At 69.9% G+C, this 15,252-nt stretch carries 14 protein-coding genes, 1 pseudogene and 1 riboswitch; of the genes and pseudogenes, 6 read left to right on the top strand and 9 right to left on the bottom strand.

From position 1 onward, the window contains the following. The first annotated feature begins 49 nt into the window (after nucleotides 1–49). The 4 genes from PV396_RS26590 (at nucleotide 50) to PV396_RS26575 (ending at nucleotide 3,587) form a co-directional block, all read left to right on the top strand. The gene (locus PV396_RS26590; RefSeq protein ID WP_319208694.1) at nucleotides 50–754 is read left to right on the top strand and encodes a hypothetical protein; all 705 of its coding nucleotides are present in this window, start codon (nucleotides 50–52) and stop codon (nucleotides 752–754) included. A 62-nt stretch (nucleotides 755–816) separates the two neighbouring features. Continuing rightward, nucleotides 817–1,263: a hypothetical protein gene (locus PV396_RS26585; RefSeq protein ID WP_319208692.1), complete on the top strand. Its 447-nt coding sequence runs from the start codon at nucleotides 817–819 to the stop codon at nucleotides 1,261–1,263. Beyond that, nucleotides 1,260–2,108 carry a hypothetical protein gene (locus tag PV396_RS26580; RefSeq protein WP_319208691.1) on the top strand — a complete coding sequence of 283 codons (849 nt, stop codon included), beginning with the start codon at nucleotides 1,260–1,262 and terminating at the stop codon, nucleotides 2,106–2,108. Before PV396_RS26585 ends, PV396_RS26580 begins: the two co-directional genes overlap by 4 nt. Before the next feature lie 291 nt (nucleotides 2,109–2,399). Next, nucleotides 2,400–3,587 (top strand): OmpA family protein, encoded by a 1,188-nt coding sequence (locus tag PV396_RS26575; RefSeq protein ID WP_319208689.1) that lies wholly within the window; start codon nucleotides 2,400–2,402, stop codon nucleotides 3,585–3,587. 126 nt (nucleotides 3,588–3,713) lie between these two features. Here PV396_RS26575 and PV396_RS26570 read toward each other — a convergent pair whose 3' ends face one another. The 6 genes from PV396_RS26570 to thrC all read right to left on the bottom strand — a co-directional run bounded on the left by PV396_RS26570 (nucleotide 3,714) and on the right by thrC (nucleotide 10,099). Then, nucleotides 3,714–4,886 (bottom strand): NADH:flavin oxidoreductase, encoded by a 1,173-nt coding sequence (locus tag PV396_RS26570; RefSeq protein ID WP_416071477.1) that lies wholly within the window; start codon nucleotides 4,884–4,886, stop codon nucleotides 3,714–3,716. A gap of 52 nt (nucleotides 4,887–4,938) precedes the next feature. Further along, a complete protein-coding gene (locus PV396_RS26565) occupies nucleotides 4,939–5,493 on the bottom strand; it encodes a hypothetical protein (protein ID WP_319208687.1) in 555 nt (184 codons plus the stop codon). Between the two features lie 235 nt (nucleotides 5,494–5,728). After that, complete coding sequence (gene groL, locus PV396_RS26560; protein ID WP_319208686.1) at nucleotides 5,729–7,351, bottom strand: chaperonin GroEL; 1,623 nt, start codon at nucleotides 7,349–7,351, stop codon at nucleotides 5,729–5,731. Between the two features lie 379 nt (nucleotides 7,352–7,730). After that, nucleotides 7,731–7,937, bottom strand: a complete 207-nt coding sequence (locus PV396_RS26555) for a cold-shock protein (RefSeq protein ID WP_019057200.1) — start codon at nucleotides 7,935–7,937, stop codon at nucleotides 7,731–7,733. A 458-nt stretch (nucleotides 7,938–8,395) separates the two neighbouring features. Then, the gene (locus tag PV396_RS26550; RefSeq protein WP_175433254.1) at nucleotides 8,396–8,671 is read right to left on the bottom strand and encodes a MoaD/ThiS family protein; all 276 of its coding nucleotides are present in this window, start codon (nucleotides 8,669–8,671) and stop codon (nucleotides 8,396–8,398) included. A 111-nt stretch (nucleotides 8,672–8,782) separates the two neighbouring features. Further along, nucleotides 8,783–10,099 carry a threonine synthase gene (thrC, locus tag PV396_RS26545; protein WP_319208684.1) on the bottom strand — a complete coding sequence of 439 codons (1,317 nt, stop codon included), beginning with the start codon at nucleotides 10,097–10,099 and terminating at the stop codon, nucleotides 8,783–8,785. A 14-nt stretch (nucleotides 10,100–10,113) separates the two neighbouring features. Then, a riboswitch (SAM riboswitch) is annotated at nucleotides 10,114–10,265 on the bottom strand. A gap of 168 nt (nucleotides 10,266–10,433) precedes the next feature. On the opposite strand from thrC, the gene PV396_RS26540 reads away from it, so the two are divergent. Together PV396_RS26540 and PV396_RS26535 are read left to right on the top strand one after the other, a co-directional pair. Continuing rightward, complete coding sequence (locus tag PV396_RS26540; RefSeq protein ID WP_319208682.1) at nucleotides 10,434–11,405, top strand: glucosyl-3-phosphoglycerate synthase; 972 nt, start codon at nucleotides 10,434–10,436, stop codon at nucleotides 11,403–11,405. Nucleotides 11,406–11,495: 90 nt separating this feature from the next. Beyond that, nucleotides 11,496–12,947, top strand: coding sequence for an alpha,alpha-trehalose-phosphate synthase (UDP-forming) (locus tag PV396_RS26535; protein ID WP_416071476.1), 1,452 nt, complete (start codon nucleotides 11,496–11,498; stop codon nucleotides 12,945–12,947). Here PV396_RS26535 and otsB read toward each other — a convergent pair. The 3 genes and pseudogenes from otsB to PV396_RS26520 form a co-directional block, all read right to left on the bottom strand. Next, nucleotides 12,937–13,782: a trehalose-phosphatase gene (gene otsB / locus PV396_RS26530; protein WP_319208680.1), complete on the bottom strand. Its 846-nt coding sequence runs from the start codon at nucleotides 13,780–13,782 to the stop codon at nucleotides 12,937–12,939. The two genes, PV396_RS26535 and otsB, sit on opposite strands and share 11 nt — an antisense overlap. 101 nt (nucleotides 13,783–13,883) lie before the next feature. Further along, complete coding sequence (locus tag PV396_RS26525; RefSeq protein ID WP_319208679.1) at nucleotides 13,884–14,132, bottom strand: DUF3263 domain-containing protein; 249 nt, start codon at nucleotides 14,130–14,132, stop codon at nucleotides 13,884–13,886. A 31-nt stretch (nucleotides 14,133–14,163) separates the two neighbouring features. Further along, nucleotides 14,164–15,239 (bottom strand): annotated as a pseudogene (locus tag PV396_RS26520) (extracellular solute-binding protein). Nucleotides 15,240–15,252: the final 13 nt, after the last annotated feature.

Below are 15,252 nucleotides of genomic sequence, written 5' to 3'. Positions count from 1 at the left end.
GCCTGCGCCCACCACTCCCGTGGTGGCCGCCGAGCCACTGGAGGCCCGAATGCTCCGACGCCGCACCGGCCGCACCCAGCGCCCCTCCGAGCCGCCCGTGCCCTGGCGCTACTCCTTCCACCTGCGCATGGCCGACCGGCACCACGCCAACCGCGACGCCTCCGCCGGACTGCCCGCGGTCGACGAGAACGGCGCTGTCGACACGCCCACGCCGGAGTACCTCGGCCGGTATGCCGCCGCTCTCCAACAGCGCGAGTGGATCCGGTGCCAGGAGGACTGCGCCGAACTGCGTGCCGAGGCCGAGGTCGTCAGGTCCCGCCTGACGGAGGCGGAACGAGCCTCGGCCCAGGCTGAGACAGCCGCCCGTGAACTGGCCGAGCCCGCGACCGAGAAGGACCTGACCCGGCGCCGTGGCGGGGAGGACCGGACCGACGAGTCCGTCGTCCGCACCCGCCGCGCCCGAGAGCGGTCGCGTCGCCTCACGGCGGCCCGCGCCGCCGCGGCAGAGGCAGCCGCGCGGACGGCGGCGCTGAGCATCCAGGCACGCCAGGCCGAGGCCCGTATCGCCGTACGGGAGGAACTCGCCGGGGCCCGCGCGGTCCACATCCACCAGCAGACCCTGCGCCGGGTCGTCGCCTACTACCGGCAGCTGGTCCGGCGGCACCCGGACGGAGCCCGGATCAACGCGCAGCTCAAGGAAGGTGGCCCCGAACTGCCCGACTGGGCCGTCCGGACCCGCTCGGACCTGCGCTGACCCGTCGCCCCGCCTACGACGACCCCCTCCCACGACTCCCCGCCGCACCGAGAGGAAGCCCCGTGTCCCTCCCCTTCCTGCGCCGCAGGCCGAAAGCCCGGCCGGAGCACCCCGAGCCGATGGTCTCCACGGTGGTCGACGGCGACCCGAGCTGGACCATCCCCGCCCTCTACCGCATGGCGCCCTCCGCCGATCTGGGCACCGCGCGCGAAACGCTGCGTCAGCTCGTCGGCGAGCTGGCCCCGGACGGCATCGACGCCGGGACCGGCGCGGCGCTGGACCACCTCGTCGACGCCTGGGCAGCGCAGTGGATCGCCCGGCTGGACGCCGAACACACGATGCGCGAGGCCGTCTGCGACCACCTGGTCGGGGTGGCCGCGGAGGAGCTCTCGGCCACACAGACGGCTCTCCGCCACGCGGAGGACGACCTCCGCCGGTACGAGGACGACGTTGCCGCGCAACGCGACCGCCTCACCCCCGACGAAGACACCTGGAGGACCCACTCATGACCCGAACCCCTCCCCCGGGCCGCCGGCGTCCGTTCGCGGACGCCGACCGGCTGAGCGGCGACTCCGGCAACCACCGCACGTATGCCCTGTTGCTGGTCGCCGCAGTCGCCGACGCGGCCGCGTTCTACCAGGTCGTCGCCCTGCTGATGTCCCAGCAGCAGTCCTGGACGGTCTGGCTGCTGGTCGCCGGCTTCACCGTCCTGTCCCTGGGCCTGACCCACATCATCGGCATGACGGCCCGTCGGTTCGTCGAGAGGCATCTGCCCCCGGCGGGCCTGCTCGCAGCGATCACGACTCTCCTCTGGCTGTTCATGGGCGCGGGCTGCTTCTACGTCCGGGTCACCCACATGTCGACCGGAGAGGCCGGCGGCGACTCGTTCGACACTCCTGTCGCCGACTCGTCGGCACAGAGCGTCGCCGCCGGTCACGACGTGGGCGGGGCCCTGCTCTTCCTCGGGCTCTTCCTGGCGGGCGGTCTGATCGCGGGCGCCACCTCGTACCTTTCCCACAATCCGGTGGCCGAGTCGTACGCCCGAGCACTCCGCGGCCACGCGGAGGCCCGGGGCGAGGTGGAGCGGCTGGCCCCGCGTCAGGTGCGCGCCACCCACCGGTACGAGCAGGAGCTGGCGGAGCGGGAGCGCGACCGTCGGCGCTGGGAGTCGGCCACGGCAGAACGTCTGGCCTGGGCCGAGGAGTTGAAGCACTACGCACGTCACCTGATGGCTGCTCACCTCGGCGACCCGGCCGCCACGGACGGTCTCACCGACTCCGGCGCCCGGCTGGTGAAGCCGTCGCCGGCGGGGCCGGGCCTGCACTCGGCCCCGCCGCCGGAGAAGGCGGCGTGAGCCCGGCTGCGGGGCGGTACCCGATGGGACCGCCCCCGCCCCGGCCCGACTTCTGCCCGCACTGCGGCAGGGAGCTCCGCGTCTGCCCGACCTGCCCGACAGGCCCGGCCGACCGCGGCGGTTCCTGCCAGAACTGCCGTCTCGGGCTGCGCTGCCCGGCCTGCGGACGGCACTGGACCAGCCCTTGACCTCGTCCTTGACCTCGTCCTTGACCTCGTCCCTGATCTCACCCCTGAGCCCCTTCCGGGCTCCACCGACCCGACCTCACGACCTGGAGTGCCGAAAATGAGAATGCCCGCCTCTCTCCGTACCCTCGCCGGCCTCGCGCGGACAACCGCGATGCTGGGCCTCGTCGTCACGACCGCCGTCGGCTGTGACACTGCGGGGGCAAGGAGCGCCCCGCCGCCCGCCTCCGGATGTCCGGCCGCCGAGACCAAGGCTCTCGCGCTGGTGCTGGGCGCCCACGCCAACAGCCCCGCTCCGCAGCCGTCCCGGTACGTGAACACTCTGCTCGACGCCGCGGTGGACGCGAAGGCGCCCGTCGTGGTCGTACGGGTCGACGGCTCGCCCGAGACGGTCTTCTCGGAGGCGTTCCGCACCAACGGGCAGAACGACCCCGCTCGAGCCGCTGACCGCAAGGCCTACATCAAGCGGGTCAAGGCTGTGCTGCGCAGTACCAAAGCGGAACGCCCCGAGGCCGATCCACTGACCGCACTCGCCCTCGCCGCCCGGGCCGTCGGTCCTGGCGGCACCGTGGCCATCGTCGACTCGGGACTCCAGACCGTCGCGCCGCTCGACTTCCGGGAGAGCGGTGTGCTCGACGCGGAACCGGGCGACGTCGCCGCATTCCTGGCCCGGAACGCGTCGCTGCCGCAGCTCACCGGAATCAACGTGGTGCTGAACGGCATCGGGGACACGGCCGTTCCTCAGGAGTCGCTGCCCCTTCGTCGGCAGGGGAACCTGGTGGCCATCTGGCAGGCGATCGCCCAAAAGGCGAAGGCCGCCTGCGTCTCCGTGGACACGACTCCCCGCCAGGGACATTCCCTCCCGGACACTCCGGCGGTCTCCCGTGTTCCCGTCCCCGCGGTGGAGACGTATACCGCCGGCTGCGGCGACCATGTGCTGCGTAACGACGGCAGCGTCGGCTTCAAGCCCGACCTGGCGGTCCTGCGCGACCCCGAAGCGGCCAGGACGGCGCTGCGGGAGCTCGCAGGCTGGGCCACGACCCACGACGCGAAGGTCCGGCTCACCGGCACGACCGCGTCCGCCGGAACGGAAGCGGGCCGCACACGGCTTTCCCTCCAGCGCGCCGAGGCGGTTCGTACCCTGCTCGTCGACCTGGGCGTGCCGGCCGACCGCATCACCGTCCGCGGCGTCGGCATCAACTGGCCCGGCTACGTCATGGACCGTGCCGACGGCACCCTGCTCCCGGGACCCGCCGAGCACAACCGCTCCGTCATCCTCACGCTCACCTGCTGACACGAAGTGCACTGAGAGGCCCCGGGCATTATCGCCCGGGGCCTCGTGCTGTCACGGCAGTTCCGTGTCGAAGAACTTGATCACCGAGGTGATCAGAATGAGGGCGTACACCGCGTTGAGGTCAGGTCAGCTCAACGACCGCAGCGCCGCCGCGTCGTACGCCTTCAGCTCACCCGTCCTGCCCTCGAGCACCTTCGCCGCCCACTCCGGGTCCTGGAGCAGCGCGCGGCCGACCGCGACGAGGTCGAACTCCTCGTTCTCCAGGCGGTCCAGGAGGTCGTCGATGCTCTTGAGCGGGGAGCCCTCGCCCGCGAACCCCTTGATGAAGTCGCCGTCGAGGCCGACCGAGCCGACCGTGATCGTCGGCTTGCCGGTGAGCTTCTTCGTCCAGCCGGCCAGGTTGAGGTCCGAACCGTCGAACTCCGGGAGCCAGTAGCGGCGCGTGGAGGCGTGGAAGGCGTCGACGCCGGCCGCCGCGAGCGGGGTCAGGATCGACTCCAGCTCCTCGGGGGTCTCACCGAGGCGCGCGTCGAAGGCGCCCCCCTTCCACTGCGAGTACCGGAAGATGATCGGGAAGGACGCGGACACGGCCTCCCTTACGGCGGCCACGATCTCCGTCGCGAACTTCGCACGGGCGACCGGGTCACCCCCGTACGCGTCCGTGCGGCGGTTGGTGCCCGCCCACAGGAACTGGTCGATCAGGTAGCCGTGGGCGCCGTGCAGTTCGATGCCGTCGAAGCCGATGCGCTCGGCGGCCACCGCGGCCGCGACGAACGCGTCGATGACGTCGTCCAGGTCCTCCTGCGTCATCTCCTTGCCGCCACCGGCGGTGCCGTCAAGCCGCAGCCCGGAGGGCCCGACCGGCGGGGCGTCGGTGTACGGGGGCTGCCCGGCCTCCCTGGTCATGCCGATGTGCCACAGCTGCGGCACGATCTTCCCGCCGGCCGCGTGCACGGCCTCGGCGACCTTCGCCCACCCGGCGAGCTGCTCCTCGCCGTGGAAACGGGGGACGTTGTCGCTGGCACCGGCGGAGTCGTGTCCGACGTACGTGCCCTCGGTGACGATCAGACCGACGCCGGCGCCCGCGCGGCGCGAGTAGTACGAGGCCACGTTCTCGCCAGGGATGCCACCGGGCGAGAACTCGCGCGTCATCGGCGCCATCACGATCCGGTTCGGCACGGTCAGGCCGTTCACCGTCAGGGGGCGCGAGAGGACCTGGGCGGCGCGGGAGGTCTGGGCGGGGGCTGTCACGTGGGGGCTCCTCGGAAGGGGACGGAAGTGAGCGGAAGGAACATGCATGCATGTGCATCAACTCCGCCGGGTGTCGGCTCATTCCGCACCCGAGCCCGACTCACTGTGATCCGAGCCACTTCCACACGGTCACCTCGGCCTCCACCCCGCCACCACGCCCCACAGCCGTGACGACGACACTGGCGACGCGCCCTTCGTCGGTACGGAGACAGACGGTGTCGTCCGGCGACACCGGTACGAGCTTCGCGCGGCTGTCGATGTCGCCGAGCAACTTGGCGCACGTGTCCGGCGACGAGACGACCATGCCGGCCGGCGCCTTCACCAGGGTCCGCCCCACCAGCCTGGCGACGTCCTTGCCGTTCCTGTACGCCTGTACGGCTACATCCCACGATTCGCCGGCCCCGGGAGGCGTCCGATCGACGTCGACCGCCGACACCGATCCGATGTCCACGCGCCGCAGGAGCTCACCCAAGGCGTTCGGTTTCTGGACCTCGTACGTCGGGTCGGGCACCGACAGGGTCCAGGTGGTTGACGACCACCTGTCACCCCCGTCTCCCGTCCCACCCCCCGCCGCCAGCAGCGCGGGAATCGCCCCCACCACCAGCACGGACGCCACGAACAGCCCGGCCCCGACGTACACATACGCCGAATGCACCCCGCGCCCCTTCAGCGGCGTCCGCTCCGGCATCGACGAGTCGGGCGGCGGTTCAGGCGGCGGCCCCGGCTGACCCGAGTCCCCTGGTCCCCCAGTGGTCCGACCGCCGCGTCTCCCGCCTGATCCCCCGAACAGCACGCCCCAATGGTCCCGCAAACGCCCGAGGGCGGCACCCTTCTTGAAGAAGGGTGCCGCCCTCGAACTCGTACGCGATGAACTGCCGATCCTCGAGGGATCAGAAGTCCATGTCACCGCCCGGCATACCGCCGCCGGCCGGCGCGGACGCCTTCTCCGGCTTGTCGGCGATGACGGCCTCGGTGGTGAGGAACAGCGCGGCGATCGACGCGGCGTTCTGCAGCGCGGAGCGCGTCACCTTCGCCGGGTCGATGATGCCCTCGGCGATCATGTCGACGTACTCACCGGTCGCGGCGTTGAGGCCGTGGCCGACGGGAAGGTTGCGCACCTTCTCGACGATGACGCCACCCTCGAGACCGCCGTTGACGGCGATCTGCTTGAGCGGGGCCTCCAGCGCGAGCCGCACGGCGTTGGCGCCGGTCGCCTCGTCACCTTCGAGCTCCAGCTTCTCGAACACCGAGGAGGCCTGGAGCAGGGCCACGCCACCACCGGCGACGATGCCCTCCTCGACGGCCGCCTTCGCGTTGCGAACGGCGTCCTCGATGCGGTGCTTGCGCTCCTTGAGCTCGACCTCGGTCGCGGCGCCGGCCTTGATGACCGCGACACCGCCGGCGAGCTTCGCCAGGCGCTCCTGCAGCTTCTCGCGGTCGTAGTCGCTGTCCGAGTTCTCGATCTCGGCGCGGATCTGGCTGACCCGGCCCGCGACCTGGTCGGCGGAGCCGCCGCCGTCGACGATCGTGGTCTCGTCCTTGGTGATGACGACCTTGCGCGCGCGGCCCAGGAGGTCCAGGGAGGTGTTCTCGAGCTTGAGACCGACCTCCTCGGAGATGACCTCGCCACCCGTGAGGATCGCGATGTCGTTCAGCATCGCCTTGCGGCGGTCGCCGAAGCCCGGGGCCTTGACCGCGACGGACTTGAAGGTCCCGCGGATCTTGTTGACGACCAGGGTCGAGAGGGCCTCGCCCTCCACGTCCTCGGCGATGATCAGCAGCGGCTTGCCCGACTGCATGACCTTCTCGAGGAGCGGGAGCAGGTCCTTGACCGAGGAGATCTTGGAGTTGGCGATGAGGATGTAGGGGTCCTCGAGCGACGCCTCCATGCGCTCCACGTCGGTCGCGAAGTACGCCGAGATGTAGCCCTTGTCGAAGCGCATACCCTCGGTGAGCTCCAGCTCCAGACCGAAGGTCTGGGACTCCTCGACGGTGATGACGCCTTCCTTGCCGACCTTGTCCATCGCCTCGGCGATGAGCTCGCCGATCTGCGTGTCGGCGGCGGAGATGGAGGCGGTCGAAGCGATCTGCTCCTTGGTCTCGACCTCCTTCGCCTGGTCGAGCAGCGCACCGGAGACGGCCTCGACGGCCTTCTCGATACCGCGCTTCAGCGCCATCGGGTTGGCACCCGCGGCGACGTTGCGCAGTCCTTCGCGGACCAGCGCCTGGGCCAGGACGGTCGCGGTCGTCGTGCCGTCACCGGCTACGTCGTCCGTCTTCTTCGCGACTTCCTTGACCAGCTCGGCGCCGATCTTCTCGTACGGGTCCTCGAGCTCGATCTCCTTGGCGATGGACACACCATCGTTGGTGATCGTGGGGGCGCCCCACTTCTTCTCGAGGACGACGTTCCGGCCCTTGGGGCCGAGGGTGACCTTGACGGCGTCGGCGAGCTGGTTCATCCCGCGCTCGAGACCGCGCCGTGCCTCCTCGTCGAACGCGATGATCTTGGCCATGTGAAGTGGTCCTCCCGGACTGGGGTGGATTGCTCCGGACCGCGCTGGCGCCCGCGACGGACGGCCTGCCTGCCCTGTGGTTCCTTGCACCACCTGGCCTGCGGGCCTCACCCACCCGGTCCTTCGTTATCACTCTCACCTTCAGAGTGCTAACGCCAATGATTAGCACTCGCCCCTGCCGAGTGCAAGCGGCTCTCGAAGATCCCCAGGTGAACGGCGGATACCTACGCGCCGGTAGGCATGCCGTCGGGCACATGGACGGACACGTCGACGGGCACGCCGATGGGCCCGTACCCCGTGAGGTCCCACGAGGTACGAGCCCATCGAATCCTTCAACGAAGGAAGAAGAACGTCGCTTGCGGTGCGCCGGCGCGTTGCTTCAGCTGGTCGCCAGACGGACCATGTCCGCCTGCGGCCCCTTCTGGCCCTGCGAGATCTCGAAATCGACCCGCTGACCTTCCTCGAGGGTGCGGTAGCCGTCCATCTGAATCGCGCTGTAGTGGACGAAAACATCCGCACCACCGTCGACCGCGATGAAGCCGTACCCCTTCTCCGCGTTGAACCACTTGACGGTGCCCTGAGCCATGCCTAACTCCCCTATTACTGGCCCTTGCACGGATCCGCACTTCGCGGATCCGGGTCAGACCTCACCCCCCCAACCGGTGGAGGTGTGCGCCGGAACGCGTCGACCGCGGCCGAATGTATCTGTCCAACTGCCCTCTGCAACAGGTCAATCGGACGAGAAATCCGCGCACGCCAGGTCAGGAAATATGCGGAGAATTCACGCGGATTCAGGGCAAGCCGGGCCCCACAAAGAGAACAAAAAACGCAAAAGGCCTGCACACTTTGGCTACTTCTCGTTGGGTGCGCGGCAGGAATTAATACGCGTGCGGCGAGCGAGAAGGTGCGGCTTCCCCAACTGTACCGCGCTCAACCATACAGAATTGCCCCCTCCGCTTCTCTCACGGAGGGGGCAATTCGATGAACTCTCGGTAATCGATGTTACCGATGGTTACTACTGACGGGTATCAACAGCCCCGCGGCTCAGCCTCCGGCGACGGCCGGAATGATCGACACACCCGCGCCGTCCGGCGTCGCCGTCTCCAGCCCCTGCTCGAAGCGGACGTCGTCGTCATTGACGTACACGTTGACGAACCGCCGCAGCTTCCCCTGGTCGTCGAGCACCCGGGCGGCGATCCCCGTGTGGTTCTTCTCCAGATCGGCGATGACCTCCCCGAGGGTCCCCCCTTCGGCACTCACCTCGGCCTGCCCACCGGTGTAGGTACGAAGGATGGTGGGGATACGAACAGAAACGCTCACGATGAACCTCCGGTCAGATGACGCGCCCCATAGGGGCGCGGGGCTGTGCTGAATTTGCGGCTACCGCCGCGTGGGCGCGACCAGCCCCCACGGCCCGCAGACAACAAACGGCTAAACGAGCCCCGACTCACGGAACGACTCAAGGCTGGGCCGAATCGTCGCGGTCAGACCAACATCGGCAACCGCGTCCAGCGTCTTCAGACCGTCCCCGGTGTTCAGCACGACAGTCGTGAGCGTCGGATCCAACAACCCGCTCTCGATCAGCTTCTTCGTCACGCCCACCGTCACACCCCCGGCGGTCTCCGCGAAGATCCCCTCCGTGCGCGCGAGCAACCGGATCGCGTCGACCACCTGCTCGTCGTTCACGTCCTCCACCGCACCCCCGGTCCGCCGCGCGATGTCCAGCACGTACGGCCCGTCCGCCGGGTTGCCGATGGCCAGCGACTTGGCGATCGTGTTGGGCTTCTGCGGCCGTACGACGTCGTGCCCGGCCTTGTAGGCCACGGACACCGGCGAGCAGCCCTCCGCCTGGGCGCCGAAGATCTTGTACGGCTTGTCCTCGACCAGCCCGAGCTTGATCAGCTCCTGCAGGCCCTTGTCGATCTTCGTGAGCTGCGACCCGGAGGCGATGGGCACGACGAGCTGGTCCGGCAGCTGCCAGCCGAGCTGCTCGCAGATCTCGTACGCCAGGGTCTTGCTGCCCTCCGCGTAGTACGGGCGCAGGTTGACGTTGACGAAGCCCCAGCCCTCGCCGGCCGGGTCGCCGATCAGCTCGGAGCAGAAGCGGTTCACGTCGTCGTAGTTGCCCTCGATGCCGACGAGCTCGCCGCCGTACACCGCGGCCATGACGACCTTGCCCTGCTCCAGGTCGTGCGGGATGAACACGCAGGACCGGAACCCGGCGCGGGCGGCGGCGGCGCCGACGGCACCGGCCAGGTTGCCCGTGGAGGAGCAGGAGAGCGTGGTGAAGCCGAAGGCGCGGGCGGCCTCCAGGGCCTGGGCGACGACCCGGTCCTTGAAGGAGTGGGTCGGGTTGCCGGAGTCGTCCTTGACGAAGAGCTTGCCGGCGTCGACGCCCAGCTCGCGAGCGAGGTTGTCGGCCTTGACGAGCTTGGTCCAGCCAGGGTTGATGTTCGGCTTCTCGGCGACGTTCGCGGGGACGGGCAGCAGGGGCGCGTAACGCCAGATGTTCGCGGGTCCCGCTTCGATGCGCTTGCGGAGTTCCTCGGTGTCGGCGGCCGAGTTGACGGCGAAGTCGTAAGCGATCTCCAGCGGGCCGAAACACTCCTCGCAGGCGAACACAGGACCCAGGGGGACCCGGTGGCCGCATTCGCGACAGGAGAGCGCGGTCGCGGGACCGAGATCGACGGGGGGAACGGCGGAGGTGACGGAGCCGGTCGTGGTGCTCTCGGCAGTTTGCGCAGCCATGGAGGCGAAACCCTTCCTCATCTTTCTCACGACGCGTTTCGCCGTGAGACGGATTTGGCACCTTCCCGAGCCGGGAGCCTCGCTGACCGTTACCGGATCACGAGTGCCGACTGGAGGGTTGCCGGGGCTTCATCGGGCCGTATCCCTCTGCCCCTCTGGATGAGCGGTATGAAGTTGTCAGGTTGTGAGCTTGTGAACGCCGCTGCCCTCGGACATGCGATGGTCACCCGCGTTGTTCAAGACTGTAACCGAAGGCTTGGATGGTGGTGGGAGCCGTCCGAACCGCGAGATACAAGATCGCGCTTCCCCCCACGAACGTAAGGGAGAGCCGCACGTGCTGGAAGACGTCGAGCGCTGGCTGAGCACGCGCTCCTGGGCCGCCCGCGACCGCCCGCTCAAGAAGCTGATCGCCGCGAAGCGTTCCTCGAACGCCACGGTGAGTGTCGTCCTGCCCGCGCTCAACGAGGAGGAGACGGTCGGCGAGATCGTCGCCGTCATCCGCCGTGACCTGATGCTGCGGGTCCCGCTGGTCGACGAGATCGTGGTCGTCGACTCGGGATCCACCGACCGTACCTCCGAGGTGGCCGCCGCGGCGGGCGCCCGGGTGGTGCACCGCGACGACATCCTGCCGCGCATCCCGGCGGTGCCGGGCAAGGGCGAGGTCCTGTGGCGCTCACTGCTCGTGACCAGCGGGGACATCGTCTGCTTCGTCGACGCGGACCTGAAGGAGTTCTCGTCGGAGTTCGTCTCCGGGATCGTGGGCCCCCTGCTCACGGACCCGGGTGTCGACCTCGTCAAGGCGATGTACGACCGCCCGCTCGGCACCGAGCTGGATTCGCCCGCCTCCGGCAGGACCGCCGGCCAGGGCGGCCGAGTGACCGAACTCATGGCCCGCCCCCTGCTCAACATGCACTGGCCGCAGCTGGCCGGCTTCGTCCAGCCGCTCGGCGGCGAGTACGCGGCCCGCCGCTCGCTCCTCGAACAGCTGCCGTTCCCCGTCGGCTACGGCGTGGAACTGGGCATGCTGATCGACGCCCTGCACCTGGTCGGCCTGGACGCGCTCGCGCAGGTCGATGTGGGCGTGCGCAAACACCGCCACCAGGACGGACAGGCCCTGGGCCGGATGGCCGCCGCGATCTACCGCACCGCCCAGCTCCGGCTCGCCCGGGGCCAGCTGATCCGCCCCTCGCTCACCCAGTTCGAGCGCGGAGAGGACGGCTTCGAGCCGCGTACGTACTCGGTGGACACGGAGGAACGCCCGCCGATGGCGGAGATCGCGGAGTACGCGAGAAGGAAGGTCGCGTAGCCCGGCGTCACACCACCCGTGCGGCTTGTATACGGCCGGTACGTACGTGTGTACGTTTGAGCGTTTCCGGCCCGGGCTAGGTTCAGGCGTATGGCTTCGACGCAGGGTGAGCAGGAAGTGCAAGGCGTGCCGGGTGTGGCGGACGTACAGGAAGCGCGGGCGGGCGGATACCGCGTGCTGGTCGCGTCCAACCGCGGCCCGATCACCTACGAGATCCAGGAGGACGGCTCGCTGCACGCCAGGCGCGGCGGCGGCGGGCTGGTCTCCGGGCTGTCGGCGATCGGGCCGGACGCGAACGCCCTGTGGGTCTGCTCGGCCCTCGCCGACGGCGACCGCGAGGCGGTCCGGCGGGGAACGGGCGAGCCCGGGGTGCGGATGCTCGCGATCCCGGCCGACGTGCACGCCGACGCGTACAACGGCATCGCCAACTCGGTGCTGTGGTTCGTCAACCACATGCTGTACCAGACCCCGCTGGAGCCGGTCTTCGACGCGGAGTTCCGGCGCCAGTGGGCGTCGTACGAGGCCTACAACCGGGCGTTCGCCGAGGCGCTGGCGGCGGAGGCGGCCGAGGGTGCGTCGGTGGTGGTCCAGGACTACCACCTGTGCCTGGTCCCGGGCATGCTGCGCGAGCTGCGCCCCGACCTGCGCATCGGTCACTTCTCGCACACTCCGTGGGCACCGGCGGACTACTTCCGGATGCTGCCGTACGACATCTCCGAGCAGCTCCTGCGCGGGATGCTCGGCGCGGACCGCCTCGGCTTCCTCACCCGCCGCTGGGCGGACGCGTTCACCGCCTGCTGTACGGACCTGGTCGGCGGCCTCGGCGACACCCGGATCGGCGTACACGGCCTGGGAGCGGACGCGGACTTCCTGCGCCGGCGCGCGCACGAGCCGGACGTCGAGGAGCGGATGGCCGCCCTGCGGACGGAGATCGGCGGGACCGGCGACCGCAAGACAATCGTCCGCGTGGACCGCACCGAACTGTCGAAGAACATCGTGCGGGGACTGCTGGCGTACCGGCAGCTGCTGGAGGACCGCCCGCAGTGGCGCGAGCGGGTCGTGCATGTGGCGTTCGCGTACCCCTCCCGCCAGGACCTGGCGGTCTACCGCGACTACACGGCCGAGGTGCAACGCCTGGCGGACGACATCAACTCCACCTACGGAACCCCCGCTTGGACCCCAGTCGTCCTCCACGTCAAGGACGACTTCGCCCGCTCCCTGGCCGCCTACCGCCTCGCCGACGTTGCCCTCGTCAACCCCATCCGCGACGGCATGAACCTCGTCGCCAAGGAGATCCCGGTGGTCTCCGACGAGGGCTGCGCGCTGGTGCTGTCGCGGGAGGCGGGAGCGTACGAGGAGCTGGGCGAGGAGGCGCTGGTGGTGAACCCGTACGACGTCACGCAGACGGCGCGGGCCCTGGAGGACGCGCTGAACATGCCGGCCGGCGAACGTGCGGAACGCACGAAACGCCTGGCCGCGGCGGCGACGGCGCTGCCCCCGGCCCAGTGGTTCCTGGACCAGCTGAACGCGCTCAGCGACTGATGATGGTTCGTCCAAGGGCCTGGAGCAGGCGTACGACTCCGGCGGGGCCGTCGACGACGAGGTCGGCGCGTTCGGCCAGTTCCGTCACGGCCTCGGTGCTGTTGCCGCTGCACACCAGCAGACCCGGGATTCCCTGTTGCCGGAGCTTCTCCACCGCCGCGAACGCCGGGAGGTCGCCGAGGTCGTCACCGGCGTAGAGGACGGAGGTGGCGCCGATCTCGCGGACGTACTCCTCGAGGGCGACGCCCTTGTCCATGCCGGGCGGGCGCAGCTCCAGCACGAGCCGCCCGGGTTCGACGATCAGGCCGTGCCGGGTCGCCAGGTCGGCGAGGGGCTCGCGCAGCGCCTCGAACGCGGCCTGCGGATCCGTCGCCCGCCGCGTGTGCACGGCGACGGCCCGGCCCTTCTCCTCGATCCAGGTGCCCTGCCAGGCCCCGAACCGCTCGAGGAACCCGGGCAGTTCGGCACGGACGGCGGCGACGCCGGGATGCGGGGCGGGGGCACTGACCTTGCCGGTGGCGGCGTCCCAGCGTTCCGTTCCGTAGTGCCCCAGGACGACGAGGTGTTCCAGCCCGGACACACCGGCGAAACCGCCGTGGCGCACGGCGACCCCGGCGGGCCGACCGGTGAGGACGGCGACGGAGGCGATCTCGGGGGCGAGGACGGAGAGGGCGGAAAGGGCGTCGGGGTGAGCGCGGGCCTGCTCGGGGTCGGCGACGATCGGAGCAAGGGTCCCGTCGAAGTCGAGAACGACGACGGCCCCACGGGGCCGACCAAGAATGGCATCCAGCCCGTCACGACCGGCCTGCGTCAGGGGCGATGGCAGGGAATCCATGCCCCGACCCTAACCTCTGCCAGCCCGTCCGGCGTTTGAGGACAAGGCCCGTTCAGGGGGGAGGGGAGTCTGGGGGCGCAGCCCCCAGGAACGGGGTGAGCCTACCGCTCACCCCGCCGTCCCTCCCGCACCCTCCGCAACCTGTTCACCGTCACCGGATCACACGCCAACGCCCGCTCGTCATCAATCAGCGCGTTGAGCAACTGGTAGTACCGAACCGGCGCCAGCCCCAACTCCTCACGGATCGCCCGCTCCTTGGCCCCAGGCCCAGAGAACCCCCGCCGCTCGAGCGCGAGAATCTCCAGTTCCCGCCGCTCCAGCTCCCGCGCCCCGCCCGCACCCTCGCTCATACGCCGAACCTACTACTCGGCCGCCCCCGGCCTACTCGGCGTTCTCCTCCGCATTGGCCTGCGTCTGCAGCTCCGTGAGCACCCCCGCCGGACTCCCGCCCGCCGCGAACGCCGTACCGATCCGCTGCTTGATGTCCGCTCTGACCTGTGCCCAGGCGTCTTGCCGACCGGGTAGAGCTGGGCGGTCGGGAGCTCCGCGAGGAAGGGGGCGAGGTCCTTGTCCCGGGTGGCGGTGGCCATCGTCTGTGAGGCGGAGGTGGTGACCGGCAGAAGGTCGTACTCGCGGGAGAAGGCGAGCACGTTCTTCTCGTCGTAGACGAGGTCGAGGAAGTCGCCGGCCTGGCTGCCGTGGCCGTTCTCCTTGAAGGCCATCATCCAGTCGGCGACTCCCATCGCGGACCGCGTCGAACTCTCCTCACCGGGCATCGGCACCATGCCGACATCCACTCCCTTGGCCGCCGCGATCTTCATCAGCGAGGGGTGCCCGTTGAGCATGCCCACCTCACCGCGCGCGAAGGCGGCGAAGGCGGCGGCCCGGTTGAGCTTGCCGGGGGCGACGGGGCCGGTGAGTCCCTTGTCGACGAGTTCGTCCTTGAGCCAGGTGAACGTCCTGATGTTCTGCGGGGAGTCGATGCCGTACGTGCCGACGGCGCTGGTGTAGCCGTCGCCGCCGCTGAGCAGCCACTGCATGGTCTCGGCCTGTGCCTCCTCGGGGCCGAGCGGAAGGGCGTACGGGTACTTCACGCCCTCGTCCTTCAGCGCGGCGGCGTCGGCGGCCAGCTCGTTCCAGGTGGTGGGCGGGGTGAGGCCGGCCGCGGTGAAGAGCTTCTTGTTGTAGAAGAGGAGGCGGGTGGAGGCGGCGAAGGGCACGCCGTACCGGGTGCGGTTGACGACGTCGTTCCAGGAGTACACGCTGACGTCGACCTTCACATCGGGGTGCGTGTCCTCGTACTCCTTGGCCAGGTCGTCCCAGTACTTCTGGGAGCTGTTGGCTTCGGAGTCGCCGTAGTCGGCGGCGACCAGCTTTGGGGTGACCTCACCCAAGCCGGTGGTTCCGCAGCCCCCGAGCGCTGCCGTCATGCCGAGTGCGGACACCGCCGCGATCATCCGTACCCTACGC

It is taken from the genome of Streptomyces sp. ME02-8801-2C (assembly GCF_033793965.1).
Lineage (GTDB): Bacteria > Actinomycetota > Actinomycetes > Streptomycetales > Streptomycetaceae > Streptomyces.
Note: the sequence above shows the minus strand (reverse complement) of the source record. Positions and strands in the feature narration are given on the sequence as shown.

Coding starts and splice junctions, on each gene's coding strand:
- PV396_RS26570 (WP_416071477.1), bottom strand. CDS start 4,886: ATGCATGTTCCTTCCGCTCACTTCCGTCCCCTTCCGAGGAGCCCCCAC.
- PV396_RS26555 (WP_019057200.1), bottom strand. CDS start 7,937: ATGGCTCAGGGCACCGTCAAGTGGTTCAACGCGGAGAAGGGGTACGGC.
- thrC (WP_319208684.1), bottom strand. CDS start 10,099: ATGGCTGCGCAAACTGCCGAGAGCACCACGACCGGCTCCGTCACCTCC.
- PV396_RS26580 (WP_319208691.1), top strand. CDS start 1,260: ATGACCCGAACCCCTCCCCCGGGCCGCCGGCGTCCGTTCGCGGACGCC.
- PV396_RS26535 (WP_416071476.1), top strand. CDS start 11,496: ATGGCTTCGACGCAGGGTGAGCAGGAAGTGCAAGGCGTGCCGGGTGTG.
- groL (WP_319208686.1), bottom strand. CDS start 7,351: ATGGCCAAGATCATCGCGTTCGACGAGGAGGCACGGCGCGGTCTCGAG.
- PV396_RS26525 (WP_319208679.1), bottom strand. CDS start 14,132: ATGAGCGAGGGTGCGGGCGGGGCGCGGGAGCTGGAGCGGCGGGAACTG.
- PV396_RS26575 (WP_319208689.1), top strand. CDS start 2,400: ATGCCCGCCTCTCTCCGTACCCTCGCCGGCCTCGCGCGGACAACCGCG.
- otsB (WP_319208680.1), bottom strand. CDS start 13,782: ATGGATTCCCTGCCATCGCCCCTGACGCAGGCCGGTCGTGACGGGCTG.
- PV396_RS26590 (WP_319208694.1), top strand. CDS start 50: ATGCTCCGACGCCGCACCGGCCGCACCCAGCGCCCCTCCGAGCCGCCC.